We start from the raw sequence: 24,714 nt of genomic DNA, 5'->3' as shown, positions 1-24,714 counted from the left end.
CATGAGCGATCCGGACCATTCGAGCGATCACGCCGCGCCTGCGCTCAGTGTCTCGCTGCATCAACTGAGGTTGTTCGTGACACTGGCGCGGCATCGCAGTTTCACGCGCGCGGGCGATGCATCCGGCGTCACGCAATCGGCGGTCAGCCGGGGCATTCGTGAGCTCGAAGAAGAAATCGCGCTGCGGCTCTTCGATCGCACCACGCGTCACGTCACGCTCACCGATACGGGTCGCAAGCTGCTCGCGCGGGTCGCGCCGCTCGTCGAGGAACTGGAAGCGACGCTGCGGCCGCACGGCAAATCCGGCGCCGAGCCGGGCGTGGTGAATCTCGCGTGCGGCGGCGGCCTGGCGGCAGGCGTGCTGCCCGCGCTGCTCGCTTCGTGCCGTGCGCGTCTGCCGGATGTCACCGTGGTCGTGCTGGATTGGCCGCAGAATGCCGTGCTGCAACTCGTGCGTTCGGGTGAAGCCGATATGGGCCTCGTCATCGCGCCCGACACATTGGACGAACTCTCCGCCGAACCGCTTTATCCCGACGCATTGGCGGCGGTGGTCCCGGTATCGCATCGATGGGCCGGGGCCGCCGCGCTCGACTGGCGCCAGTTGCGCGGCACGTCCTTGCTGCTGCTCGACGACGACACCGGCAGTCTCGCTGCCATCGAGGCCGCGCTGGCGCTGCATGGCGTGAGCGGCGCGGTACGGCAGCGCTTCACCCAGGCGGCGGCGATCGCGCACATGACCCAGGCCGGCTTGGGCGTCGGCGTCCTGCCGATGCACACGCGCACGGCCTGCAATCCCGCCGCGCTCCATCTCCTTCCCCTCAACCCCGCCACCGCGCGCGCGCTGATGCTGGTGCGCCGTCGCGGCCACGCGCTGCGCGCCAGCGCGGCGAGCGTGTGGTCACACGTCGTGGCATCGTCGTCGCATACTGTCGGCAGCAGCCAGATCGCCGAAGTCTGAGCGTCGCACTCACCGGTTCACTTTTACTCGCAGCGTCATCGGCGCATGCGGGTTTTTGCCTGTACGCCCAGACGCCTTTCGCCTTGTCCTTGGTCTATACGGAATGTAGTATCTTGTATATCAGATGGATATCAGGCTATAAAACAGGAGACGAATCATGAAGATCTGCGTGTACGGCGCCGGTGCAATTGGCGGCTATATGGGCGCGCAACTGGCGCGCGCAGGAGCCGATGTCAGTTTTGTCGCGCGCGGGCCGCACCTCGCGGCCATGCAGGCGCACGGCGTGAAACTGCGGATCGACGGCGAGGAGCACACCGTCAAGGTGCGCTGCACGAACAATCCCGCTGAGCTCGGCCCGCAGGACTTCGTCATCATCGCGCTCAAGGCGCACTCGATTCCCGGCGTCGTCGACCTGATTCCGCCGCTGCTCGGTCCGGACACCGCGATCGTCACCGCGGTCAACGGCCTGCCTTACTGGTATTTCTACAAGCACGGCAACGAACTCGAAGGCACGAAGCTGCAGAGCGTCGATCCCGGCGGACGGCAATGGGACGTATTCGGGCCGGAACGTGCGATCGGCTGCGTGCTGCTGCCGGCGGCGGAAATCGCGGAGCCGGGCGTCATCGAGCATCACTACGGCAAGAAGTTTCCGATCGGCGAGCCGAGCGGGGAGATCACGCCGCGTCTGCAGGCGCTGCACGATCTGATGGCGAAGGCGGACACGGAAGCGCCGATGCGCGACAACATCCGTGACGAAATCTGGCTCAAGCTGTGGGGCAATCTCTGCTTCAATCCGATCAGCGCGCTCACCGGCGCGACGCTCGACGTCCTCACCAGCGATCCCGGCACGCGCGCGCTGTCGAAGGCGATGATGCTCGAGGCGAAGGCCATCGGCGACAGGATCGGCGTGAATTTCAGGGTGGACGTGGAACGGCGCATCAACGGCGCGGGCGCGGTGGGCGCGCATAAGACCTCGATGCTGATGGACTGCGAGGCCAGACGGCCGATGGAAATCGATCCGCTGATGACCGTCGTGCAGGAAATCGGCCGTCTGGTGCACGTCGAAACGCCGATGCTCGATGCCGTTCTCGCATTGATCAAGCTGCGCGAAGGCGTGAACCAGGGCACCGCGAAGCCCGTGTCGCCTCCGCAGCCGCAGAAAGCGGCCTAAACTGAATCCATGGCGTCAGCTTTGTTTCTGATATACAAGATGCAAAATATGTTGCGTCCTGTTGCGACGCAGCATATACTCAGGGCTCTTGAGTGATTCGACTGGAGCCTGAAATGAGCATCGCCCTGTTGGTTGTCGTTGGTTTCGCGCTGATTGCCGTGGGTATGGGTGTTACGTTTATGATTGCATCGGCGGTGCCGCAGAGCATGCTGCAGCGCGCGCAGGATCACGGTCGCTTTGCCGGTCTCGCGGCGGACGACCAGAACGGCGGTTCGGGCAAGCGTATCGACGCTGGCCGTCCGCACTTGGGAAATCAAGCCATCAATGCCATCTGATACTCAATCCGTAGAACGGCCGGAAGTCCGCACCTCGGGGCTCACGCTCTCGCTGGAGCCGATCAACGCCACCGTGTCGCTGCGCGACCAGGCGTATGCCAAGCTGCGGCAGGCCATCGCCGAGGCGGACATCTACCGCTCGCGGGAAGAAATCCGTCTCGACGAGAAAGAGCTGACCGAAGCACTGGGCGTGTCCCGCACGCCCATTCGCGAGGCCATGACGCTGCTGGAGCAGGAAGGTTTTCTGCGCACCGTGCCGCGTCGCGGGGTGTATATCCTGCGCAAGACGAAGCGCGAGATCGTCGAGATGATCCACATGTGGGCGGCGCTGGAAAGCATGGCGGCGCGGCTCGCCACGCAGCGGGCGTCGGACGAGGAAATCGCCCAGTTGCGCCATATGTTCGACAACTTCCGCGATTCCACGCCGGCCGAACATATCGACGAATATTCGGAAGCGAATATCGCGTTTCACTCGGCCATCGTGCGGCTGTCGAAGTCGGAGATCATCTTCGACACCATCAAGAACATCTTCGTGCACGTGCGCGCCATTCGAAAAATGACGATTGCGCAGAGCGACCGCGCATCGCGTTCGATCGTCGATCACATGCGGATCATCGAGGCGCTGGAGATGCGCGATACCGAACTCGTCGAGCGGCTCGTGAAGCAGCATTCGCTCGATCTGGCCGCGTTCGTCGAGGCGAATTGCGACTTTCTGGATTGATCGTCGGACTACATGGTTCAATTGTGACGGAAGGCCGCCTGACAAACGTCAGGCGGCCTTTGTTTTTGATCTGCGTCGCCGTCAAGGCTTCGGACAGCCGGAACTCTTCGATTGCGCTTCGAGATCGCCGCGCTTGTCGCGAATGGACTGGGTCACGATGCGTTGATCGTCGAGCTTGCTGACGTTCACCGCGACTTGTCTATCGGGCGATGCCGTCGCGGCGGCAATCGACGACGCCAGTTCCTTGCAACGGGTGCTCATGCCCGTGCGCGACGCCGGGGTGGCTTCGGGCGGACGAGTGACGTTGGCGTTGCTGTTGCTCTGGAAGCGCGCGGACGAAGCGCTGTCAGCAAAGGAAGGACTGAGCGAAACCGCCGGCGCCTCCTGGCTGAATGCCGAAAGGGCCAACGCGGCGGCGATTGCGACAGGGAAGAAGCGGGTCATGTCGAAGCGGGGATCGTCGGACGAAATCCGTACGTTACGACTTCGGCTCGCATCGACTGACACAATCTGTGACGGCGGGGTTGGGCCGACCCCGCCGCGCTTCCGGAATTCCTAACGCATCGCGCGCAGCATCGTTTCGCCGAGCGCCGCGGGCGAATCCGCCACGCGTATTCCCGCCGATTTCATCGCGTCCATCTTCGCGCCTGCTGTGCCCGAGCCGCCCGAAATGATCGCGCCCGCATGGCCCATGCGGCGTCCCGGCGGCGCGCTCGTCCCGGCGATGAAGCCGACCACCGGCTTTTTCGTGCGCGCGTCCTTGAGGAACTGCGCGGCTTCTTCTTCCGCCGATCCGCCGATTTCACCGATCATGATGATGCCCTCGGTGGCGTCGTCTTCGAGAAAGAGCGTCAGGCAGTCGATGAAATTCGTCCCGTTCACTGGATCGCCGCCGATGCCGATGCACGTCGTCTGCCCGAGCCCGGCCGCGGTGGTCTGCGCGACGGCTTCATAAGTGAGCGTGCCCGACCGCGACACCACGCCGATCTTCCCCGGCTGATGGATATGGCCCGGCATGATGCCGATCTTGCATTGCCCCGGCGTGATGACGCCCGGACAGTTCGGACCGACGAGCCGGCTGTCCGAGCCGCTCAGCGCGCGCTTGACGCGCAGCATGTCGAGCACGGGAATGCCTTCCGTGATGCAGACGATGAACGGCACGTGCGCATCGATGGCTTCGAGGATGGCATCGGCGGCGAAGGGCGGCGGCACGTAGATCACAGAGGCATCGGCGCCGGTGCGGGCGACGGCTTCGGCAACCGTGTCGAATACGGGCAGATCCAGATGCGTCGTGCCGCCCTTGCCCGGGGTCACGCCGCCGACCATGCGCGTGCCGTAGGCCAGCGCCTGCTCGGAATGGAAGGTGCCCTGCGCGCCGGTAAAGCCCTGGCAAATCACTTTGGTGTTCCTGTCGATCAGAACGCTCATGTCGGTGTGCTCCTCAGTGACGTGCGCCAGCGACGGCGCTGACGATCTTGTCGGCGGCATCGGCTAGGTTGTCGGCGGGAATGATGGTGAGTCCGGACGTGCGCAGAATCTCGCGGCCGGCATCGACGTTCGTGCCGGCCAGGCGCACGACGAGCGGCACGCGCAGGTCGATGTCGCGCGCGGCCGCGACCACGCCTTGGGCGATCACGTCGCAGCGCATGATGCCGCCAAAGATGTTGACGAGGATGCCGCGCACCTTGGGATCGCGCAGGATCAGCTTGAACGCCGTCGCGACGCGCTCCTGCGTCGCGCCGCCGCCGACATCGAGGAAATTGGCCGGCTCGCCGCCATAGAGCTTGATGATGTCCATCGTGGCCATTGCCAGTCCGGCGCCGTTCACCATGCAGCCGATATTGCCGTCGAGCTTCACGTAGTTCAGCCCGTGTTTCGCCGCTTCGATTTCGGCGGGATCTTCCTCGTCCTCGTCGCGCAGCTTTTCGATGTCCGGAAGACGATAGAGCGCGTTGTCGTCGAAGTTGAGCTTGGCATCGAGCGCGATCACGTCGCCCGAACCGGTGACGACCAGCGGATTCACCTCGACGATCGACGCATCCAGATCGACGAACGCGCGGTACAGCGCCGCGATGAATTTCGATGCCGCGCTCACCTGCTTTCCGGCGAGCCCCAGCCCGAAAGCGATCTGGCGCGTGTGGAACGGTTGCAGGCCGATGGCCGGATCGATCGCGACCTTGAGGATCTTGTCTGGCGTACGCTGCGCGACTTCCTCGATCTCCATGCCGCCTTCGGTGGACGCCATGATGGTGATGCGCGACGTCGCGCGATCCACGAGCATGCCGAGATAGAGTTCGCGCGCAATGTCGCAGCCTTCCTCGACATACAGGCGCTTCACCTGGCGGCCGGCGGGGCCGGTCTGCTTGGTCACGAGCACCGACGACAGCATCTTCCGCGCGTTCTCGCGCACGTCTTCCACCGACTTCACAACGCGCACGCCGCCCTTGCCCTCGGGATCGTTCGAGAAGCGGCCCGCACCGCGTCCGCCCGCGTGAATCTGCGATTTGACGACCCAGACCGGCCCGCCCAGGGCGCTGGCGGCATCGGCGGCTTCCTGCGCGGTGAAGGCGACGCGACCCTCCGGCACCGCGACGCCGTACTGGCGCAGCAGTGCCTTCGCCTGATATTCGTGAATGTTCATTTCGTCTCCGGAATCCTCTGATGGGAATGGCGCGGGCATAAAGCACTGAGCCTCTCGATGCGCGCTGAAATACGATATATCACATATCAAGACGGGACAATTGAAATTGCGGGCTCGTTTCGAAGTCATGGAAAAGGGTACAGATTTGCCGCGCTGCGGCACGGGTGAGACGCAGAGTCATGCGGGGCAGCCTTATTGACCATTGACGCACCGCATCACAGGGTTTTCGCCGAGCGGGATACAGTTGACTAATACTGTGTGTGGAATATTGTATATCACAGCAACGGCGACCCGATCGAGGTCGACGGAACCGCACACCACCCCCATCGAGGAGGAGACAGCAATGTCCGAAGTCGTCAGCAGCCGCCCCGAAATCGCTCCCGCCACCACCACCGCCGATGACACCCTGAAGGCGAAGACGCGCGGCGCCGGCGTGATTTCGGGCGGCCATCTGGTCGCCCGCGCGCTGAAGAACGAAGGTGTCGATACGATTTTCACGCTGTGCGGCGGCCACATCATCGACATTTACGATGGTTGCGTCGACGAAGGCATCCGCATCATCGACGTGCGTCACGAGCAGGTGGCGGCGCACGCGGCCGACGGGTATGCGCGCCAGACCGGCAAGCTCGGCTGCGTCGTGACGACGGCCGGTCCCGGCTGCACGAACGCCGTCACCGGCGTGGCCACGGCGTTCCGCTCCGAAAGCCCGATCATCCACATCGGCGGGCAGGGCGCGCTGACGCAGCACAAGATGGGTTCGCTGCAGGACTTGCCGCACGTCGACATGATGGCGCCCATCACCAAGTTCGCCGCGACCGTGCCGAGCACCGAACGCGTCGCCGACATGATCTCGATGGCCGCGCGCGAAGCCTTCAACGGCGCGCCCGGCCCGGCGTATCTCGAGATTCCGCGCGACGTGCTCGACCGCGAAATCGACCAGACCAAAGCCGTGATTCCGCAACCCGGCCGCTATCGGGCGTCGACGAAATCCGTCGGCGATCCGGCATCGATCGAGCAACTCGCCGACTTGCTGGTGAACTCGGAGCGGCCTGCCATCCTCTACGGCCAGCAAGTGTGGACCGCGCGCGGTCATGAGGAAGCCATCGCGTTGCTGCGCGGGCTCGACGTTCCCGGCTACTTCAACGGCGCGAGCCGCGGCCTGCTGCCGCCGGGCGACCCGCATCACTTCGACCGCACGCGCTCGCAGGCTTTCGCGAAGGCGGATCTGATCGTGATCGTCGGCACGCCGTTCGATTTCCGCATGGGTTACGGCAAGCGCATCAGCAAGGATCTCAAGCTGGTGCAGATCGACATGGACTACCGCACGGTCGGCAAGAATCGCGACATCGATCTCGGTCTGGTCGGCGATCCGGGCGCGATTCTCGGCGCCGCGCTGCAAGCAGCGAGCGGACGCCTGAAGAACGACAAGCGCCAGGCGCGCCAGGCCTGGATGCGCGAACTCTCGACGCTGGAAGAAGCCGCGACGGCCAAGCTGATGCCGCTGTTCACCTCGGACGCGAGCCCGATCCATCCGTACCGCGTCGCGCATGAAATCAACCAGTTCCTCTCCGACGACACCATCTACATCGGCGACGGCGGCGATGTCGTGACGATTTCCGCGCAGGCCGTGCGGCCGCGCCGTCCGGGCCAGTGGATGGATCCGGGCGCGCTGGGATCGCTGGGCGTCGGCACGGGCTTCGCGATCGCGGCGGGCTTGGCCAATCCGGAGAAAGAAGTACTCTGTTATTACGGCGACGGCGCGTTCTCCATGACGTCCTTCGACATGGAAACCGCGAACCGTTTCGGCGTGCCGTATATCGCGGTGATCGGCAACAACTCCGCGATGAACCAGATCCGCTACGGCCAGCTCGCGAAGTACGGCGACGAGCGCGGCAACGTGGGCAATTTGCTCTCGGACGTGCCGTATGGCCGCTTCGCGGAGATGCTCGGCGGCTACGGCGAGGAAGTGCGGGAAGCGTCGAAGATTGCCGGCGCGCTGCAACGGGCGCGCGAAGCGGTCGCGAAGACGGGCAAGAGCGCGGTCATCAACATCTGGGTCGATCCGACCGTGTACGCGCCAGGCACGATGGCGCAGACGATGTACAAATAAACGTCGAACCTACAAACATCGATTGAGTTTCGGAGACAAGCCATGACGGTGAAAGTGAACACATCGGGCAAGGCGCTGGACGGCGTGAAGATTCTCGACTTCACGCACGTCCAGTCGGGACCGACCTGCACGCAGCTGCTCGCGTGGTTCGGCGCGGACGTCATCAAGGTGGAGCGCGCGGGCGCCGGCGACATCACGCGCGAGCAATTGCGCGACATCCCCGACGCCGACAGCCTCTACTTCACGATGCTGAACCACAACAAGCGTTCGATCACCATCGACACGAAGAATCCCGAAGGCAAGAAGGTGCTGGAGACGCTCGTCAAGCAATGCGACGTGCTGGTCGAGAACTTCGCGCCGGGCGCGCTCGACCGCATGGGCTTCACGTGGGAGCGTATCCAGGAACTGAATCCGCGCATGATCGTGGCGTCGGTGAAAGGCTTCGGACCGGGACCGTATGAAGACTGCAAGGTCTACGAGAACGTCGCGCAATGCGCGGGCGGCGCGGCCTCGACCACCGGTTTCGACGACGGACCGCCCACCGTCACCGGCGCGCAGATCGGCGATTCGGGCACGGGGCTGCATCTGGCGCTCGGCATCGTCACGGCGCTGTATCAGCGCAACACGAGCGGGCGCGGCCAGCGCGTGCTCGCCGCGATGCAGGACGGCGTGCTGAACCTCTGCCGCGTGAAGCTGCGCGATCAGCAACGGCTCGAACGCACGGGCGTCATGAAGGAATATCCGCAGTATCCGAACGGCAGCTTCGGCGAGGCGGTGCCGCGCGCGGGCAATGCATCGGGCGGCGGCCAGCCGGGCTGGATTTTGAAGTGCAAGGGCTGGGAGACGGATCCGAACGCGTACATCTACTTCATCACGCAGGCGCCGGTGTGGGGGGAGATCTGCAAGGTGATCGGCCGCGAGGAATGGATCGATCATCCGGACTACAAGACACCCAATGCACGCCTGCCGCACCTGAAGGATATCTTCGACGAGATCGAGCGCTGGACCATGTCGAAGACCAAGTTCCAGGCCATGGAAATTCTCAACAAGCACGACATTCCCTGCGGCCCGATCCTCTCGATGAAGGAAATCGCCGAAGAGCCGTCGTTGCGCAAGACCGGCACCGTGGTGGAAGTGGATCATCCGGTGCGCGGCAAGTACCTCACGGTCGGCAACCCGATCAAGCTCTCGGACAGCCCGACCGAAGTCGTGCGCTCGCCGCTGCTCGGCGAACATACCGACGAAGTCATGGCCGAACTCGGCTATACGCCTGACCAGATCGCCACGCTGAAAAGCCTCGGCGCGATCTGAACTCCTTTCAACTGCAATGACGCCCGCCTTCGAAAGAAGGTGGCGCAGGCCCCTGCACGCCCAGAAAAAACGGAGACACTCGACATGAACAGCACGGTGGTCCACGAACCCAGCGCAGCAGCTCATTCTTCTTCGCAGAAGCCCTACGTCGCGCCGCTCCATGCGCCCGATGCGAAACGCCGCGTCGCCGAAGTGTTCGAGCGCGTGAAGGCCGAAGGCCGCACCTCGCTCACGGCGCCCGAAGGGAAGCTCGTCTGCGATGCATACGGTATCGCCGTGCCGCAGGAAGGCGTGGCAAAGTCCGCGGACGATGCGGCGAAGCTCGCATCGTTCATCGGCTTTCCGGTGGTGCTCAAGATCGTATCGCCGGAGATTCTCCACAAGACCGAGGCGGGCGGCGTGCTGGTCGGCGTGAAGAACGAGGCCGAAGCAAAAGCCGGCTTCGACACGATCATTTCGAACGCACGCAAGTACGCGAACGACGCGACGCTCATCGGCGTGCAGGTCCAGCAGATGGTCGGCGCGGGGCAGGAAGTGATCATCGGTGCGGTGACGGATCCGTCCTTCGGCAAGCTGATCGCGTTTGGCCTCGGCGGCGTGCTGGTCGAAGTGCTGAAGGACGTCACGTTCCGCCTCGCGCCGGTCACGCATGAAGAAGCCGCATCGATGCTCGACGGCATCCAGGCCGCCGATGTCCTGCGCGGCGTGCGCGGCGCGGAGCCGGTGCAGCGCGAGGCGCTCGTCACCTTGATCCAGCGCGTCTCGCAACTCGTCGACGACTTCCCGCAGATCTCGGAAATGGACCTGAATCCGGTGTTCGCGAGCCCGAGCGGTGCGGTCGCGGCGGACGTGCGCATCGTGATGGACTTCGAGCCCGCCGCGCCGCGTTACCGTCCCACGCAGGAACAGATCGTCACGCAGATGAACCGCATCATGAAGCCGGATGCGGTCGCGGTGATCGGCGCGTCGAACGAGGACGGCAAGATCGGCAACTCGGTGATGAAGAACCTGATCAACGGCGGCTATCAGGGCGCCATCTACCCGATCCATCCGAAAGCCGACGAGATCATGGGCCGCAAGGCGTACCGCAGCGTGAAGGACGTGCCCGGCGTGATCGATGTCGCCGTGTTCGCGATTCCCGCGAAGTTCGTCGCGCAGGCGCTGGTGGAAGTGGGCGAGAAGCAGATTCCGGGCGCCGTGCTGATTCCGTCGGGCTTCGCGGAGACCGGCAATCACGAAGGGCAGGAAGAGATCGTCAAAATCGCGCGCCAGTACGACATCCGCATGATGGGCCCGAACATCTACGGCTTCTACTACACGCCCAAGAACCTCTGCGCGACCTTCTGCACGCCCTATGACGTGAAGGGCAAGGCGGCGCTGTCGTCGCAGTCGGGCGGCATCGGCATGGCGATCATCGGCTTCTCGCGCTCGGCGAAGATGGGCGTGAGTGCGATCGTCGGGCTCGGCAACAAGAGCGACATCGACGAAGACGATCTGCTCACCTTCTTCGAGCAGGACGACAACACCGAGATCATCGCGCAGCATTGCGAGGATCTGAAAGACGGACGGTCCTTCGCCGAAGCCGCGCGGCGCGTGTCGAAGAAGAAGCCGGTGGTGGTGCTGAAGGCTGGCCGCACGAGCCTCGGCGCGCGCGCGGCGAGTTCGCACACTGGCGCGCTCGCGGGCAACGACAAGATCTACGAAGACGTGTTCGCGCAATGCGGCGTGATCCGCGCGCGTTCGCTGCGCGACCTGCTCGAATTCGCGCGCGGCATTCCGAAGCTGCCGACGCCCAAGGGCGAGAACACGGTCATCATCACCGGCGCGGGCGGCTCGGGTGTGCTGTTGTCGGATGCGTGCGTCGACAACGGTCTCTCGCTGATGACCATGCCCGACGATCTCGACGCCGCCTTCCGCAAGTTCATTCCGCCGTTCGGCGCGGCGGGCAATCCGGTCGACATCACCGGCGGCGAGCCTCCGGCGACCTACCAGAACACGATCCGCCTCGGCCTGGAAGACGAGCGCATCCATTCGATCATCCTCGGCTACTGGCACACCATCATCACGCCGCCGATGGTCTTCGCGAAGCTGGTCATCGAGGTGAAGGAGGAGATGAAGGCGCGCGGCATCGAGAAGCCGATCGTCGCGTCGCTTGCGGGCGACGTGCAGGTCGAGGAAGCCGCCGAGTACCTGTACCAGCACGGCGTGCCGGCCTATGCGTATTCCACCGAGCTGCCCGTCGCGGTGCTCGGCGCGAAGTACAAGTGGGCGCGCGGCGCGGGTCTGATCTGAAGAGCATGGAGGAGGGGACGAGAGAGCGCGGGCCACGCATGCCCGCGCTCCTTTTTTTCCAAAGGGAGACAGAGATGACACACTGGATTCGTTTCCGCGACGCCGACGACCGCATCGGCTTCGGCACGCTCGACCCGCATTCGGGCCGCGTGGTGCAGCATGACGGTGCGATGTTCGACGCGCCGCGCCCCACCGACATCACCTGGGCCGTCGATGATCTCGCGCTGCTCGCGCCGTGCCAGCCGAGCAAGGTGATCGCGCTGTGGAACAACTATTACGCGCTGTCGCGCAAGCTCGACAAGGCGCCGCCGCAGCATCCGCTGTTTCTCATCAAGCCGCCGATGTCGGTCATCGGGCCGCACGAGTCGATCCGTCGGCCGCGCAGCTATCACGGCAAGATCGCGTATGAAGGCGAGCTGGGCATCGTGATCGGCAGGACGGTGAGCGGGGCATCGGTGGAGGAGGCCGAGGCGGCGATCTTCGGCTATACCTGCGTGAACGACGTAACGGCCATCGAATTGCTTCAGGAAGATCCCAACTTCGCGCAATGGTGCCGCTCGAAAGGCTTCGACACGTTCACCTGTCTCGGTCCCGCGATCGTCACGCCGGGCAACGGCTTCGACTGGCGCACCGCGAACGTGGTGACGACGCTCGAAGGCGTCGAACGGCAGAACTATCCGCTCGACGACATGATCTTTTCGCCCGCCGAGCAGGTGAGCCTGTTGTCGCAGGACATGACCCTCGTGCCGGGCGATGTCATCGCGTGCGGCACGTCGATCGGCGTCGGCTCGATCAAGGACGGTGCGCGCGTGGAGGTGTCGATTGCGGGCATCGGCACGTTGTCGAACGTGCTGGCGGCCTGAGGGAGCGCGGCATGTCGGATCTTGTGGGCGCAGGGTTGCTCGTGCTGGCGGTCATCGGCTGGCGGCGGCCGCAGGTCTCGCTGCAAAGCGTGCTGGTCACGCTCGCTTTCGTCGCCGCGCAATGGCCCGGTGATGCGCTTGTAATTGGCGCCGTCGGATCGGCACTCGCGGCGTGCTTTCGCGTGCAGGACTGGACGCGCTGGCGCGGGCCGCTGCATCTCGCGATGGCCGGCGTCTGCGCGGCGCTCGCTTATGCGCTCGGCGCGCAGCCGGGCGGGCTCGCGGTGCTGATGGCCGTCGCGATGCTCATGCTGATCGGCGCGCATCTGGCGCTCGCGTTCGGCGTACCCGTGGCGAGCCTGTTGAGCGCGCTGGCGGCGGCGGGACTCGCCACGGCACTGACCATCGACGGTACGCACGGCGTGCTCGCGAGCGCCTGCGCCGTGCTCGGCATCGGTTGCGCGCGGGCTGTGTCGTTTGCAGGCTTCGCGCGCGAGGCGCCGTAAAAAAACGAAGCCGGTGCAACGAGGCACCGGCTTGCGGGTCCATCTCTTCGGCGCGGGGCGAGCGCGCCGAACGCATCAGCGATCGCGATTCCACAACGCGCCGAGCACGAAGCCCACGGCGGCGGCAATCAGCACGCCCTGAATGGGCTGGCTGGCGACGGCCACGCGCACGTGGTCCACCGTCTGCCCGTAGCTTTCCTGAAGATTGCCGAAGGCCTGACGCACCTTGCCTTCGGCCTGCAACTGTTCATCGCCCGTCAGCGCGCCGACCGCGTCCTGCACCTTGCCGGCGACCTTTTGCGCCGCGCCTTCTACCTGATCCTGCACCATGGTGCCTCCATTTCGGTTGAGCGGTTCCAAGAAAACCCTCGTGCATTCCGCAACGAGGGAACGCATGTCAGCAGCACGGTTCGTGCCCAGCGTCGTCACGCCGGACCGATGAGCCCCCGGACCGTATCGAGCAGGTCGTCGATGGAAAACGGCTTGCGGCGGAACTGCGCGTGCGGATGTTCGATCTGGGGCGCGTGGGCCGCCGCGCTCATGAGGATGACGGGCACGTGGGCCAGGCCGTCGCTGGCGGCGAGCGCGTTGATGAACTCGACGCCGTCCATGTGCGGCATCATCCAGTCGGTGATGATGAGTGCGGGCGCGCTGGAGCGCGCGGCATCGAGCGCCGTGCGTCCGTTCGACGCGGTCGACACCTCGTAGCCCTCCATTTCGAGCACGAGCCGCCACGTGGTGAGGATGTCGAATTCGTCGTCGACGACGAGGATCTTTTTCATGACCGCGCGCCGGGATCGGACACGGAGAGCGCGGGCCCGGCCGACGGATGACCGGACAGGAGACCTGTCGGGCCGATGAAGCCGTCGCTGATGTGCAGGCCGCGTGCGTCGATGGTGAGCCTGCGAATGGCGGAATCGTGCGCGCCTTCGCGCTGCTTGATGATCGACACCATGCGGTACAGCGACGAATTCGCCTCGATGTAGCGCAGCAGCACGATGTTCTCGGTCATCGCGGAGGCGCGCAGCGTGGACGGCTGCCTTGCCTCGCCGTAGAGCGGCATTTCCTCGGTCAGGACCGTGGTCACACCGGCTTCGCGCAGGCGGTGCGACAACGCGTTCAGGAACAGCCCGAAGCGCTCCACGCGGTTGGCCGACTGATGAAAACCGTCGATACCGTCCACCACGAGGCGCGATGCCTTGGCGTTCTTCACGGCGCTCAGCAACTCGTTGGCGAGTTCGTCGATGGCCAGTTCCACGGCCGGATGCCAGTGGATCGTGAGCCGGCCGTCCTGCAAGGCGGGCTCGAGATCGACACCGACCGCGCGCGCCTTGGCGATCAGCCGCGACGGCGATTCATAGAAGCCGAAGTAGACGCAGCGCTCGCCACGCTCGATGCCCGATTGCAGGAACTTGAGCGACATCAGCGTCTTGCCGACCCCCGAAGGACCGACGAGCGTCGTGGTCGACCCGCGCACCACGCCGCCGCCGAGCATCTGGTCGAAGTCGGGGAAGGCAAAGCTGAGCCGGCTCGTGAAGTCCGGGATGTCGCCGTCTTCGGCGGCGGTCGCCTCGATGCGCGGGAACGTCACGAGGCCCTGGTCCGTGATCTTGAAGAAGTGCTTGCCGAGCAGATGATCGCGGGCGCGCAGCTTGTGCACCTCGATCTCGCGCGCGCGCCGCATGCCGGTGTTGTAGCGGTTCAGTTCGATGAGACCGTCCACCAGCGTGTGTTCGGGATGCGGCTCGTTGCCGGAGAGCGGCGCGAGAATCAGCGTGGTGCAGCGCGCGGCGCTGACGAAGGCGGACAACTCGTGGATGAACTGCGACAGTTCGAGCTCCGTCGAGCTGAACTCGCGGGCGCTGCGGAAACCGTCGATCACCATGAAGCGCGGCCGGCTGGTCTTGATCGTCGCGGCGATCAGCGACAGAAAGCCGGACAGGCCGTCGCGCATCAGCTCGTGATAGCCGGAAACGAACAGCATGCGGTCGGAGATCGCGTTGGCGTCGTAGAACGACAGCGGCTTCAGATGCGACAGCAGCTTGGTGTGCGACTCGGCGATCAGGGTGATGTACAGCACCATGTCGCCCTGCGCTACCCGGTGAAAGCCGATCTGCGACGACAGGATCGTCTTGCCTGCGCCGGCCATCCCTTCGATCAGGTACAGGCCGCCTTCGACGAGCCCGCCACCAAGGATATCGTCCAGCCCCGTGACGCCGGTCGTGACGTTGCCGTTGCGGTCGGATTCGGGCGCGGGTGCGGAGGAGTCGGCGGGCTGGTGGTCGTCTTGAGTCATGGAGTGTCGTTTTTACTTGGGCATCGGCGTTGGGCGAACGCGATTATGGCTGACTCTTGTTGGGGAAATGTCCGCTGGCCAGGACAAGCGCGTCGCTCGCATCTGCGCGACGATCCTGCTGTGGCGCGGACTTGCGGGCGTCGCGGGCAATTCGCTCACCGTGCTGACGCAGCCAGCGCGCGAGAATGTCCCGGACAGGGATGGTCGTGTGCCGCATTTTCCGCGCCCGATGTCCGAAGTGCATGGCTCGATGCAAGGCATGGGTTTCGGACCTGGCTGCGATTGGTTCAGAACAGCGCGAGCTGCTCGCGTCCCGGTCCGCCTTCGAGCGTGAGCAGATGGCGCTTGCGTTCGACGCCGCCGGCATAGCCGGTCAATTCCCCGTCGCCGCCGATCACGCGATGGCACGGCACGATGATCGCGACGGGATTGCGGCCGTTCGCCCCGCCGACCGCGCGCGCGGCGCCGGGCGGCAGGCCGAGCCGGCGGGCGAGATCGCCGTAGGTCCAGGCGTCGCCGAAGGGAATTTGCTGGAGCAGTTCCCAGACGCGCCGCTGGAATTCGGTGCCGCCGAGCCGTATCGGCACGTCGAAGCTGGCCCGCTGGCCTGCGAGATAGTCGGCGATCTGTTCCTGGGCTGCCGCGATGGCGCGCGAGACCGGCGGGGAGTCGGACAGCGTTTGCTCTTGCACATGGGCGGGAAAGTGCTTTTGCCCGATGAAGAACAGGCCCGTCAGTGCGTCGTGCTCCGCGCGGTAGAGGATGTGCCCGAGCGGACTCGGGCCGACATGACATTCGATCACTTCGGTTCTCCGCGCCGCATGCTTCCGGCGCCTGGGGCTCAGATGAACGGATTGTCGGTCTTGCCGGCGAGCTTGTCCGGCTCGTCTTGAAGTTTCGCGGGCAAGGATGCGTCGCCTTGCAGCGTCGCGACGATGGCGCCCAGCGCCTTGTAGAGCGCGAGCGCGTTGGCGAGACCGGCCTTGTCGCGCGTGATGGTCAGGTCACCGCTGACGGTGACGCGGGTGGTGTCGTTGACGATGTTGATGGCATCGCCGGCGATGTTCAGGGCGTCGGTATCGTTCGCAAATGGCTTAAACACCTTTCAGTCCTCCGATTCGCTTGTCTTTCAGGCCGTCCGGGATGCCGGGAAACGCGAGGCCGCTCATGGCTTCGAGCTCGCGGACGGTTTTCATCGTGTAGGTCTCGGTGGAGGCATTGTCCACCAGGACCGCGAAGGCGATCTGCCGCTGCGGCAGATAGACCACCTTGTAGAGTTGCGTCGGCACGAAGACGCGTGATTCGCCGATCGTCTGCAACTGGCGTCCCGAGAACAGCGGCCCGGTGACCACGAAGGCTTCGCCGGATTGCTCGGTCAGGCGGCGCACGGCTTCCTCGATGCGCGCCCAGATGCGCCGGTTGTTCGACGGGTCCTGCGGCACGATGTTGGCGAGCGAGAAGGACTCGGCCATGCCTTTCTTGCTGGCGCGGTCGCCGGCCGGGCTCATGTGGCCGCGATCGAAGCCGCTTTTCTTGTAGTCGGAGAGTTGCGCGCTGGCGCCGGGCGGCAGACGTTTCTCGACGAAGAAGCGGTTGGTGCGCGTGTTGTTCTTCGCCTGGTCGATGCCTTGCGCCGTCAGATGTTCTGCCGACCACAGCGGTCCGTGCGTGACCCCGGAGTGGAGCAGCGCAAAATCGGTGTAGCAGACTTCCTGGGTCGCCGCGCGCATCTTCGCGTTGACGACGACGGGCTCGCGCCCGCCGGGACTGAACTGCGGACAGTCGCTCGCGGCGGCGCTGATACATACGAGGCCGAGCGCGGCGGCGAGTGCCTTGAAGCGGAATTGCATGCGGGTAGTGTGCCGGGTTGATGCACCGCGGACGGGTGCGGAAAGCGGGCCGCAAAGTATAAGCGCAGGACGCGCTGCGCGGGGTGCATCCGGCGTGCGCCGGAGTGGCGCGCTAGAATGCGTCGGCCTCGAAATTCGAAATCAACCCGTCAGGTCATCAGGTCATCCCACGAACATGAATTCGTCCGTCTTCCGCTCTGTGTTGGTGTCGTTCATGGCGTGTGCCGCGCTGTCGTGCGTCGTTCCTGTTCACGCCCATGCCGATGAAACGCCGGTCCCGCCGTCCGGCAGTAGCGACGGCCCGGCCTACGGTCCGGAACTGCAAGGCTTCGATTATCCGTATCCGGTGGCGCGCTTCGCGTTCACGTCGCAGCGGCAGGTGGTGCGCATGGCTTATATGGACGTGCATCCGCCGCATCCGAACGGCCGCACCGCGGTGCTCCTGCATGGGAAGAACTTCTGCTCGGCGACCTGGAAGCAGACCATCGACGCGCTGACGGGTGCGGGTTATCGCGTGATCGCGCCGGATCAGATCGGCTTCTGCAAGTCCACCAAGCCCGAGCGTTACCAGTACAGCTTCCAGCAGCTCGCACGCAATACGCACGCGTTGCTGACGGCGCTCGGCGTGCCGCGTGCGACGCTCATCGCGCATTCGACCGGCGGCATGCTCGCGGTGCGCTATGCGCTCATGTATCCGCAGGAGACGGAGCAGCTCGTGCTGGTCAATCCGATCGGGCTCGAGGACTGGAAGGCGAAGGGCGTGCCGTCGGTGTCCATCGACGAGTGGTATGCGCGTGAGCTCAAGACGAGCGCCGATGGCATTCGCCGCTATGAGCAGAACACGTATTACGCGGGGCAATGGCGCGATGCCTACGAGCCGTGGGTGCAGATGCTCGCGGGGATGTATCGCGGGCCGGGGAAGGAGATTGTCGCGTGGAATTCGGCGCTGCTGTACGACATGATTTATACGCAGCCGGTGGTGTATGAGTTCGACAAGCTGAAGACGCCGACGCTGCTGATGATCGGCGACAAGGACACGACGGCGATTGGCAAGGAGTTCGCGCCTGCGGAGGTACGGCCGACGCTGGGGCGGTATCCGGAACTGGCGAAGCTCGCGAAGGAGCGGATTCCGAATGCCACACTTGTCGAGTTCCCGGATGCCGGGCACGCGCCGCAGATGCAGGATCCGGAGGGGTTTCATCGGGCGTTGCTGGAGGGGTTGGCTGGGAAACTGTCTCATCGCTAAGCGTGAACAGGGTTCGCGTGTTGCGTGGAGTAGGCTCCCTCAGTCATATTGGCTCTGACTGCCGCAGATACAATGCGGCCTGAGTCCTGACGTACCCGTCCGCTTCAACGTTGGCTGACGAAGCCTTTGCGGACCGACTGCGGGCCGTCCCGTGCCGGTGATGGATCAACCGTGCCCGGATCCATGCGAGACCGTTCATGCTGAAACGACTGAAAATTCAAAATTTCACAGTACTGCCTCAGGCCGATCTGGAGTTCGGGAAGCATCTCAATGTGTTTGTCGGCGAGAACGGTGCGGGCAAAACGCATCTCCTGAAGCTGGCGTATTCAGTGCTCGCGGCCAGCTGGCAGGAGGGCATCAAGGGGCAAGCGGCATCGGCGCCCACCAAGACCATCCTGCAGACGCGTCTGGCCGACAAACTGGTCAACGTGTTTCGTCCAGAGTCGCTCGGCCGGCTGACGCGCCGGAAGCAAGGTAGGGAACGTTGCGATGTCCAAATGAGTTTTGCCGATACCGGGCTGGACATCGACTTTGGTTTCGCGACGAACAGCAAATCGGAAGTCAGCGTCACCCAACTGCCGAAGCACTGGCTGGGCACTGCTCCCATCTATCTGCCGACGCGGGAATTGCTGACGATTTATCCGAATTTCGTTTCGGTCTATCAAAACCACTATCTGGAATTCGAGGAAACATGGTTTGATACCTGCGTCTTGCTGGGCGCGTTGTTGCAGCGAGGTCCGAAGGAAACGCAAATACAACGCCTGCTTGATCCGCTCGAAAAAGCAATGGACGGCTCCATCGAACTCGACAAGAACGGGCGCTTCTATCTGCGCACGCCCAATGGGCGCATGGAAATGCCGCTGGTCGCCGAGGGCCTGCGCAAGTTGGGCATGCTGGCACGTCTGATTGCTACAGGCGCTTTGCTCGGTCAGGGTTATCTGTACTGGGATGAGCCGGAAGCCAACCTGAATCCGCGCTTGATCAAACAGGTGGCGCGCACGATCGTGGCACTGAGCGCAAATGGCATCCAGGTCTTCATTGCGACTCACAGCCTGTTCCTGCTGCGCGAACTCGAAATCCTTCTGGCAGACAAGCAACAGCCTGCTTTGGACGCTCGCTACTTCGGTTTGCAATCGCGGGCGGAAGGCGTCGAGGTCGTGCAAGGGACATCGCTCGATGACATCGGCGACATCACGGCGCTGGAAGAGAGTTTGCAGCAATCAGATCGATATCTGGCGTTGTAGGGATCATGCATGCCGACTTTGAACGTCGATGGTTTGACATTTACTTTTCCGCAAACGTGGCAGGTCAGCAAGTATGACGAGTGGTCGTTCTACCGTTTGAGTTTCGCCAGGCAAGGAGAGGGCATCAAGGCCATCGATGTGTTGGCGATAACCGAAACGAATGTGGCGTTCTTCATTGAAGTCAAGGACTATCGGCATCCGGATACGGAGAAGCCCTCTCACCTGCCTGAAGCAATCGCAAGCAAGGTACTGCACACTTTGGCTGCCATGCTTCCGGCAAAGCTTCGTGCCAATGTCGATTCGGAACGGCAACTGGCGTCAGCTATCCTGGCGTGTGACTCGCTCAGCGTGATTGCCCATCTCGAACAACCGCAGAACCACCGTCCTGTCGTGGATCCCGCCGATATCCAGCAGAAACTGCGTCGCTTGCTGCGCGCAGTCGATGCCCATCCGAAGGTCGTATCCAAGAGCAATTTGCGGGGTTTGAACTGGACGGTAACCTAGCCGTTTCGGGAGAGGTTGGAAGCCTCGTTGCCGTCATTCCGAACAGCGCGTTCAATCCGGCGCGGCCCCGCCCACTCTCCGCTCCACCCCCGGCACCTGCACTGCCAACGTGACCCCTCGCGCGACCATGAAGATAGCAAGCGCGAGCCACAACCCGTGATTTCCCAGCGTCCCTGCCAGCCCCCACGCGGCGAGCAGGAACACCCCGAGCGACACCGCCATCGCCTGCATGAGTTCCCGCGTCCGAGTAGCGCCGATGAACACGCCATCGAGCAGAAACCCCGCCACCGATACCACCGGCAGCACCGCCGCCCACGGCAGATAACGCACGGCGGCCGCATGCACGACGGCCTGATCCGTCAGCCTGCCGATGATCCACTCCCCGCCCAGCGCATACACGACCGAAAATCCCGCCGCGCCGATGACCGACCACAACATCGTGACCTTCACGGCCTGACGAAACGCATGCCGGTCACGCGCCCCCGCCGCCGCGCCGACGAGCGCCTCCGCGGCATGCGCGAAGCCATCGAGGCCGAACGCCATGAAGGTCTGAAAATTCAGCAGCACGGCGTTGGCCGCGAGCACCGCATCGCCCTGCCGCGCGCCGAGATGCGCGAACCACGCGTAAGAACCCAGCAGGCAGATCGTGCGAACGAAGATGTCCCGATTGATCGCCACCAGCCGCTGCAACGCATGCCCGTCGAGCAGCATGCCCCAGGCGGGCGCTTCGAGCCCGCGCGGACGCAGGCGCCACAGGATCGCGACACCGAGCACGAAGCCGCAGAAGTCGGCGAATGCCGTGGCCGCGCCGATGCCCGCGATGCCCCAGCCGAAGCGATACACGAACAGCAGCACGGCAACGATGTTCACCAGATTGATGAAGATCTGCGTCACGAGCGCGAGCCGCACTCGCTGACAGCCGAGCAGCGCGCCGAGCACGACGTAGTTGCCGAGCGCGAACGGCGCGGCCCAGATGCGCGCGTGACTGTAGGCGCTCGCTGTGTCCTGGACCGCCGCACTGCCACCCAGCGCCGCGAGCGCATAGCGGATGACCGGCAGCTGCAACGCGAGCACCGCCATGCCGATCGCGAACGCCAGCAACATCGCGCGCAGGACGCTGGCGCGCAGGGCCGCGTCATCGTGCGCGCCGAAGGCCTGCGCGACCAAACCTGTCGTGCCCATGCGCAGGAAGCCGAAACCCCAGAAGACGAAACTGAACACCAGCCCGCCGAGCGCGACGCCGCCAAGATACTGCGGCCCGTCGAGATGACCGGCGACGGCCGTATCGACAGCGCCAAGGATCGGTTGCGTCAGATTCGCGAGGACGATGGGAAACGCCAGCGTCAGCACGCGTCTGTGCCAATGCACGGGCAACGCGGCCGGCTTGCCGGGTGGATCTTGCGAAGTTGTCTGCACAGCGGTCGAACGCGCGTTCATGCGCGCGTTTCGTGGATTCGTGGGGAAGGCGTCATTGTCCGGAGCGCAAGCCCGCGACGCAACCTTGCTTCAGCACGGATAATGCGCGTCATGAAAACCTTCGCGCTCTATGTCATCACGGCGGTCGCCGAGATCGCCGGCTGCTACTTCCCGTATCGATGGCTCAAGCAGGGCGGCTCGCCCTGGCTGCTCGTGCCTGGCGCGCTGTCGCTGGCGCTTTTCGCGTGGCTGCTGACGCTGCACGCCGCGGCGGCGGGACGCGTGTACGCGGCCTACGGCGGTGTCTATATCGGCGTGGCGATCATGTGGCTATGGGCCGTCGATCGCATCCGGCCCACCGCGTGGGATCTCGCGGGCGCGGCGATCGCGCTCGCGGGCATGAGCGTGATCGCATTCCAGCCGCGCGTTTGAACCGTGACGCGCCCGGAACAAGTCAACCCGCTCAGGCTTCGAGCGCCAGCAGCGCAAACGTAGCGAGCCAGTGCTCGCCCATATAGTCCCCTGCGACATGCGCAATCCCCGACGCAAGATGCTCGTCCGCGCTCGCAACAAGCACGGCGATGCGAGCATCGCCGGCAGGCAAGGCGCGTGCGATGGTCCGCTGGCACCACGCACGGCTCAGATTCAGGCCGTCGAGATGCGCGAGCTTGCCGTCGCTCCGGTCCGTGACGGTAGCCGGCGTAAACAGCGTCGCGGGCTCGCGCGCCGCGATGTGCGGCAGAAAGCCGTCGAACCAACCGACGAAGTGCCCGTCCGTCAGCACATGCCGCATCAGCACGGCTTCCATCAGCGAGGGCGAAAGGAATTCGTCGCCGGCGGGTTCCCATGCCTGGCAGGCTGCGTCCTTCTCGAACCAGCGCAGCGCGGTCGCGTTCAGCAAACGTTCGAAGTCCGCGTCCTGTGCCACGCGTGCATAGCCCAGCGAGAGCGTCAGCGCGAACGCCATGTTGAAGTGCGTGCCGACCCTGAGCGGATAGGTCGATTTCGGCAGGAACTCCGTAAAGCGCGCGACGAACGCATCGGCGAGCGGTTGCAGCGTCCGGGCCCAGCGCCGGCCATCGTCGGAAGTCATCGAACGCAGCTGGCCCGCGAGCGCGAGCAGCCACGCCCAGCCGTAGGGCCGCTCGAAGCCGCGCGCAGCGGGGCGCCGCAGATAGGCGACCTCAGCCGCGACGTTCGCCTCAGTGAAATGTTCGTCGATCACGGCGCGAATGCGCGGCGCCTCGGGCAGATCGGGAAAGCGCTCGAGCAGCCGCGCGATCAGCCAGTAGCCGTGCACGCAGGAATGCCAGTCGAAGCTGCCATAGAAGATCGGATGCAGCGCGCGCGGACTTTGCACGTCGGCGGCGTCGGCCATGACGTGATCGAGCTTGTTGGGATACTCGCGGGTCAGGTGGCCAAGCGCGACCTGGGCGAATTTCGACGCCAGCGCGGCGTCGAGGATCGGAGCGTGTGGATTCATGCGGACCTCACGTGGGCTGTCTCTGGATTCCGAGACTTTATCGATAAATGATGGATAAAGTCTCGAATAAGGGTAATTACCTAAGTCGACATGTGGGACGCGGTCGAGTCATTGCCTGAAAGCCGCGAATCAAACTTCTGCAAGCCGCGCGAATGCCTTTGCCACAAGCCTGGGGGGACTTTCCGGAGCTGTCGTGCGGGTCATGCGAAGCGCCCAAACCCGCCGCCCGACCCGCCCGCAATGGGCGTTTGCCCGCCTGTCCGGCACGCGCCGCCGCGCGGATCGTCGTATAAACTGGCGCCCGAATGCCGCCAGGAGCATTCCGCACCGGGGTCACGAGCCCCGGGACGCGTCATTTGCACAACGACCAAGAGATCAAGACACGACATGAATGACTTTCCTGCCTACACCGCGGAGGACACGCGGCGCCGCGTTTTTGCGATCGTCGGCGCTTCGTCGGGCAACCTCGTCGAGTGGTTCGACTTCTATATCTACTCGTTCCTCGCGCTGTACTTCTCGGCGGCGTTCTTCCCCGGCGGCAATCCGACCGTGCAGCTGCTCAACACCGCAGGCGTGTTCGCGGCGGGCTTCCTGATGCGTCCCATCGGCGGCTGGATGTTCGGCCGTATCGCCGACAAGCATGGCCGCCGCAACGCCATGATGATCTCGGTCCTGATGATGTGCGGCGGTTCGCTCGTCATCACCTTCCTGCCGACCTACGCGAGCATCGGCGCGTGGGCGCCGTTCCTGCTGCTGATCGCCCGGCTGTTCCAGGGCCTGTCGGTGGGCGGCGAGTACGGCACCAGCGCCACCTACATGAGTGAAGTGGCCCTGCGCGGCCGGCGCGGCTTCTTCGCGTCGTTCCAGTATGTGACGCTGATCGGCGGCCAGCTCGGGGCGCTGCTGGTGCTCGTGGTGCTGCAGTTCTTCCTCTCGACCGACGAACTCAAGGCCTGGGGCTGGCGCATTCCGTTCTTCATCGGTGCGTGCGCGGCGCTGATTTCCCTGTACCTGCGCCGTTCGCTCGATGAAACCTCGACCGCCGAAACGCGGGATCGCAAGGAAGCCGGCACGCTGGCCGGCCTGATGCAGCACAAGGCCGCGTTCATGACCGTGGTGGGCTTCACGGCGGGCGGCTCGCTGATTTTCTACACGTTCACGACCTACATGCAGAAGTATCTGGTCAACACGGCCGGCATGCATGCGAAGACGGCCAGCAACGTGATGACCGCCGCGCTGCTGGTCTACATGTTGTTGCAGCCGGTGTTCGGCGCGCTGTCGGACCGGATCGGCCGGCGCACCTCGATGCTCTGGTTCGGCGGCCTCGCCACGCTCGGCACCGTGCCGCTGCTGCATGCGCTGTCGGGCGTCACGAGTCCGGTGATGGCCTTCGTGCTGGTGGTGGTGGCGCTGGCGATCGTGAGCTTCTATACGTCGATCAGCGGTCTCATCAAGGCGGAGATGTTCCCGCCGGAAGTGCGTGCGCTGGGCGTGGGCCTTTCGTATGCGGTCGCCAATGCGATCTTCGGCGGCTCGGCGGAATACGTTGCGTTGTGGCTCAAGTCGGCGGGCAACGAATCCGCTTTCTTCTGGTATGTCACGGTGATGTGCTTCATCTCGTTCGTCGTGTCCTTCCGCATGCTCGAGCCGAGCAAGGAAGGCTATCTGCGCAACGAACCGTAAGCGTCGCAGGCCGGCTGCCACGAATCACGGTGTGGCAGCCGCGCCGCGTCCGGACGGGCCGCGCACACCGCCGGGCTTGCCGAT

Annotated in this window: 25 protein-coding genes; 14 read left to right on the top strand and 11 right to left on the bottom strand. The window is 64.4% G+C overall.

Annotated elements, in window-relative coordinates; translation table 11 throughout:
• Position 1 precedes the first annotated feature (1 nt).
• The 4 genes from QCE62_RS32840 to QCE62_RS32825 all read left to right on the top strand — a co-directional run bounded on the left by QCE62_RS32840 (position 2) and on the right by QCE62_RS32825 (position 3,185).
• Positions 2-958 (top strand): LysR family transcriptional regulator, encoded by a 957-nt coding sequence (locus QCE62_RS32840; protein ID WP_309927123.1) that lies wholly within the window; start codon positions 2-4, stop codon positions 956-958.
• A gap of 157 nt (positions 959-1,115) precedes the next feature.
• A complete protein-coding gene (locus tag QCE62_RS32835; RefSeq protein WP_309927121.1) occupies positions 1,116-2,129 on the top strand; it encodes a 2-dehydropantoate 2-reductase in 1,014 nt (337 codons plus the stop codon).
• 113 nt (positions 2,130-2,242) lie between these two features.
• Positions 2,243-2,464, top strand: coding sequence for a hypothetical protein (locus tag QCE62_RS32830; protein WP_309927119.1), 222 nt, complete (start codon positions 2,243-2,245; stop codon positions 2,462-2,464).
• Positions 2,454-3,185 (top strand): GntR family transcriptional regulator, encoded by a 732-nt coding sequence (locus QCE62_RS32825; RefSeq protein ID WP_309927117.1) that lies wholly within the window; start codon positions 2,454-2,456, stop codon positions 3,183-3,185. Before QCE62_RS32830 ends, QCE62_RS32825 begins: the two co-directional genes overlap by 11 nt.
• 81 nt (positions 3,186-3,266) lie before the next feature.
• On the opposite strand, the gene QCE62_RS32820 is transcribed toward QCE62_RS32825, so the two are convergent.
• From QCE62_RS32820 to sucC, 3 genes are all read right to left on the bottom strand, one after another.
• A complete protein-coding gene (locus QCE62_RS32820) occupies positions 3,267-3,629 on the bottom strand; it encodes a hypothetical protein (RefSeq protein ID WP_309927115.1) in 363 nt (120 codons plus the stop codon).
• A 111-nt stretch (positions 3,630-3,740) separates the two neighbouring features.
• The gene (gene sucD / locus QCE62_RS32815; RefSeq protein ID WP_309927113.1) at positions 3,741-4,613 is read right to left on the bottom strand and encodes a succinate--CoA ligase subunit alpha; all 873 of its coding nucleotides are present in this window, start codon (positions 4,611-4,613) and stop codon (positions 3,741-3,743) included.
• Positions 4,614-4,626: 13 nt separating this feature from the next.
• On the bottom strand, positions 4,627-5,826 hold the full coding sequence (gene sucC / locus QCE62_RS32810; protein ID WP_309927111.1) for an ADP-forming succinate--CoA ligase subunit beta: 1,200 nt from the start codon (positions 5,824-5,826) through the stop codon (positions 4,627-4,629).
• A 343-nt stretch (positions 5,827-6,169) separates the two neighbouring features.
• Between sucC and QCE62_RS32805 the strand changes: the two genes are divergently transcribed.
• The 5 genes from QCE62_RS32805 to QCE62_RS32785 all read left to right on the top strand — a co-directional run bounded on the left by QCE62_RS32805 (position 6,170) and on the right by QCE62_RS32785 (position 12,908).
• A complete protein-coding gene (locus QCE62_RS32805) occupies positions 6,170-7,936 on the top strand; it encodes a thiamine pyrophosphate-binding protein (protein ID WP_309927109.1) in 1,767 nt (588 codons plus the stop codon).
• 42 nt (positions 7,937-7,978) lie between these two features.
• Positions 7,979-9,247, top strand: a complete 1,269-nt coding sequence (gene frc, locus QCE62_RS32800) for a formyl-CoA transferase (protein WP_309819352.1) — start codon at positions 7,979-7,981, stop codon at positions 9,245-9,247.
• 84 nt (positions 9,248-9,331) lie between these two features.
• Positions 9,332-11,539, top strand: coding sequence for an acetate--CoA ligase family protein (locus QCE62_RS32795; protein WP_309927107.1), 2,208 nt, complete (start codon positions 9,332-9,334; stop codon positions 11,537-11,539).
• 74 nt (positions 11,540-11,613) lie between these two features.
• The gene (locus tag QCE62_RS32790) at positions 11,614-12,402 is read left to right on the top strand and encodes a fumarylacetoacetate hydrolase family protein (protein WP_309927105.1); all 789 of its coding nucleotides are present in this window, start codon (positions 11,614-11,616) and stop codon (positions 12,400-12,402) included.
• Positions 12,403-12,413: 11 nt separating this feature from the next.
• Positions 12,414-12,908 carry a hypothetical protein gene (locus tag QCE62_RS32785; RefSeq protein ID WP_309927102.1) on the top strand — a complete coding sequence of 165 codons (495 nt, stop codon included), beginning with the start codon at positions 12,414-12,416 and terminating at the stop codon, positions 12,906-12,908.
• Between the two features lie 75 nt (positions 12,909-12,983).
• Here the strand turns inward: QCE62_RS32785 and QCE62_RS32780 are convergent, their stop codons facing one another.
• From QCE62_RS32780 to QCE62_RS32755, 6 genes are all read right to left on the bottom strand, one after another.
• Positions 12,984-13,238 carry a CsbD family protein gene (locus QCE62_RS32780; RefSeq protein ID WP_309819359.1) on the bottom strand — a complete coding sequence of 85 codons (255 nt, stop codon included), beginning with the start codon at positions 13,236-13,238 and terminating at the stop codon, positions 12,984-12,986.
• A 95-nt stretch (positions 13,239-13,333) separates the two neighbouring features.
• Positions 13,334-13,690 (bottom strand): response regulator, encoded by a 357-nt coding sequence (locus QCE62_RS32775; protein WP_309927100.1) that lies wholly within the window; start codon positions 13,688-13,690, stop codon positions 13,334-13,336.
• Positions 13,687-15,204 carry an ATPase domain-containing protein gene (locus tag QCE62_RS32770; RefSeq protein WP_309927098.1) on the bottom strand — a complete coding sequence of 506 codons (1,518 nt, stop codon included), beginning with the start codon at positions 15,202-15,204 and terminating at the stop codon, positions 13,687-13,689. The genes QCE62_RS32775 and QCE62_RS32770 overlap by 4 nt, the downstream gene beginning before the upstream one ends.
• 287 nt (positions 15,205-15,491) lie before the next feature.
• Positions 15,492-16,007 carry a methylated-DNA--[protein]-cysteine S-methyltransferase gene (locus tag QCE62_RS32765; protein WP_309927096.1) on the bottom strand — a complete coding sequence of 172 codons (516 nt, stop codon included), beginning with the start codon at positions 16,005-16,007 and terminating at the stop codon, positions 15,492-15,494.
• A gap of 38 nt (positions 16,008-16,045) precedes the next feature.
• Positions 16,046-16,306: a hypothetical protein gene (locus tag QCE62_RS32760; protein ID WP_309927094.1), complete on the bottom strand. Its 261-nt coding sequence runs from the start codon at positions 16,304-16,306 to the stop codon at positions 16,046-16,048.
• Positions 16,299-17,054, bottom strand: coding sequence for a DNA/RNA non-specific endonuclease (locus tag QCE62_RS32755; RefSeq protein ID WP_309927093.1), 756 nt, complete (start codon positions 17,052-17,054; stop codon positions 16,299-16,301). The genes QCE62_RS32760 and QCE62_RS32755 overlap by 8 nt, the downstream gene beginning before the upstream one ends.
• A gap of 175 nt (positions 17,055-17,229) precedes the next feature.
• Here QCE62_RS32755 and QCE62_RS32750 point away from each other — a divergent pair, with 175 nt between their 5' ends.
• The 3 genes from QCE62_RS32750 to QCE62_RS32740 all read left to right on the top strand — a co-directional run bounded on the left by QCE62_RS32750 (position 17,230) and on the right by QCE62_RS32740 (position 20,048).
• Positions 17,230-18,300: an alpha/beta hydrolase gene (locus tag QCE62_RS32750; RefSeq protein WP_309927092.1), complete on the top strand. Its 1,071-nt coding sequence runs from the start codon at positions 17,230-17,232 to the stop codon at positions 18,298-18,300.
• Between the two features lie 197 nt (positions 18,301-18,497).
• The gene (locus tag QCE62_RS32745) at positions 18,498-19,544 is read left to right on the top strand and encodes an ATP-binding protein (RefSeq protein WP_309927089.1); all 1,047 of its coding nucleotides are present in this window, start codon (positions 18,498-18,500) and stop codon (positions 19,542-19,544) included.
• A 9-nt stretch (positions 19,545-19,553) separates the two neighbouring features.
• Complete coding sequence (locus tag QCE62_RS32740; RefSeq protein ID WP_309927087.1) at positions 19,554-20,048, top strand: hypothetical protein; 495 nt, start codon at positions 19,554-19,556, stop codon at positions 20,046-20,048.
• Between the two features lie 51 nt (positions 20,049-20,099).
• Here the strand turns inward: QCE62_RS32740 and QCE62_RS32735 are convergent, their stop codons facing one another.
• The gene (locus QCE62_RS32735; protein ID WP_309927086.1) at positions 20,100-21,485 is read right to left on the bottom strand and encodes an MATE family efflux transporter; all 1,386 of its coding nucleotides are present in this window, start codon (positions 21,483-21,485) and stop codon (positions 20,100-20,102) included.
• Between the two features lie 90 nt (positions 21,486-21,575).
• On the opposite strand from QCE62_RS32735, the gene QCE62_RS32730 reads away from it, so the two are divergent.
• Positions 21,576-21,896: a YnfA family protein gene (locus tag QCE62_RS32730; protein WP_309838614.1), complete on the top strand. Its 321-nt coding sequence runs from the start codon at positions 21,576-21,578 to the stop codon at positions 21,894-21,896.
• Positions 21,897-21,927: 31 nt separating this feature from the next.
• On the opposite strand, the gene QCE62_RS32725 is transcribed toward QCE62_RS32730, so the two are convergent.
• On the bottom strand, positions 21,928-22,947 hold the full coding sequence (locus QCE62_RS32725) for a DUF2891 domain-containing protein (protein ID WP_309927083.1): 1,020 nt from the start codon (positions 22,945-22,947) through the stop codon (positions 21,928-21,930).
• Positions 22,948-23,334: 387 nt separating this feature from the next.
• Here QCE62_RS32725 and QCE62_RS32720 point away from each other — a divergent pair, with 387 nt between their 5' ends.
• Positions 23,335-24,630: an MFS family transporter gene (locus QCE62_RS32720; protein WP_309927081.1), complete on the top strand. Its 1,296-nt coding sequence runs from the start codon at positions 23,335-23,337 to the stop codon at positions 24,628-24,630.
• Positions 24,631-24,714: the final 84 nt, after the last annotated feature.

The organism is Caballeronia sp. LZ033 (assembly GCF_031451265.1).
In the GTDB taxonomy this organism is placed as follows: Bacteria; Pseudomonadota; Gammaproteobacteria; order Burkholderiales; family Burkholderiaceae; genus Caballeronia.
Note: the sequence above shows the minus strand (reverse complement) of the source record. Positions and strands in the feature narration are given on the sequence as shown.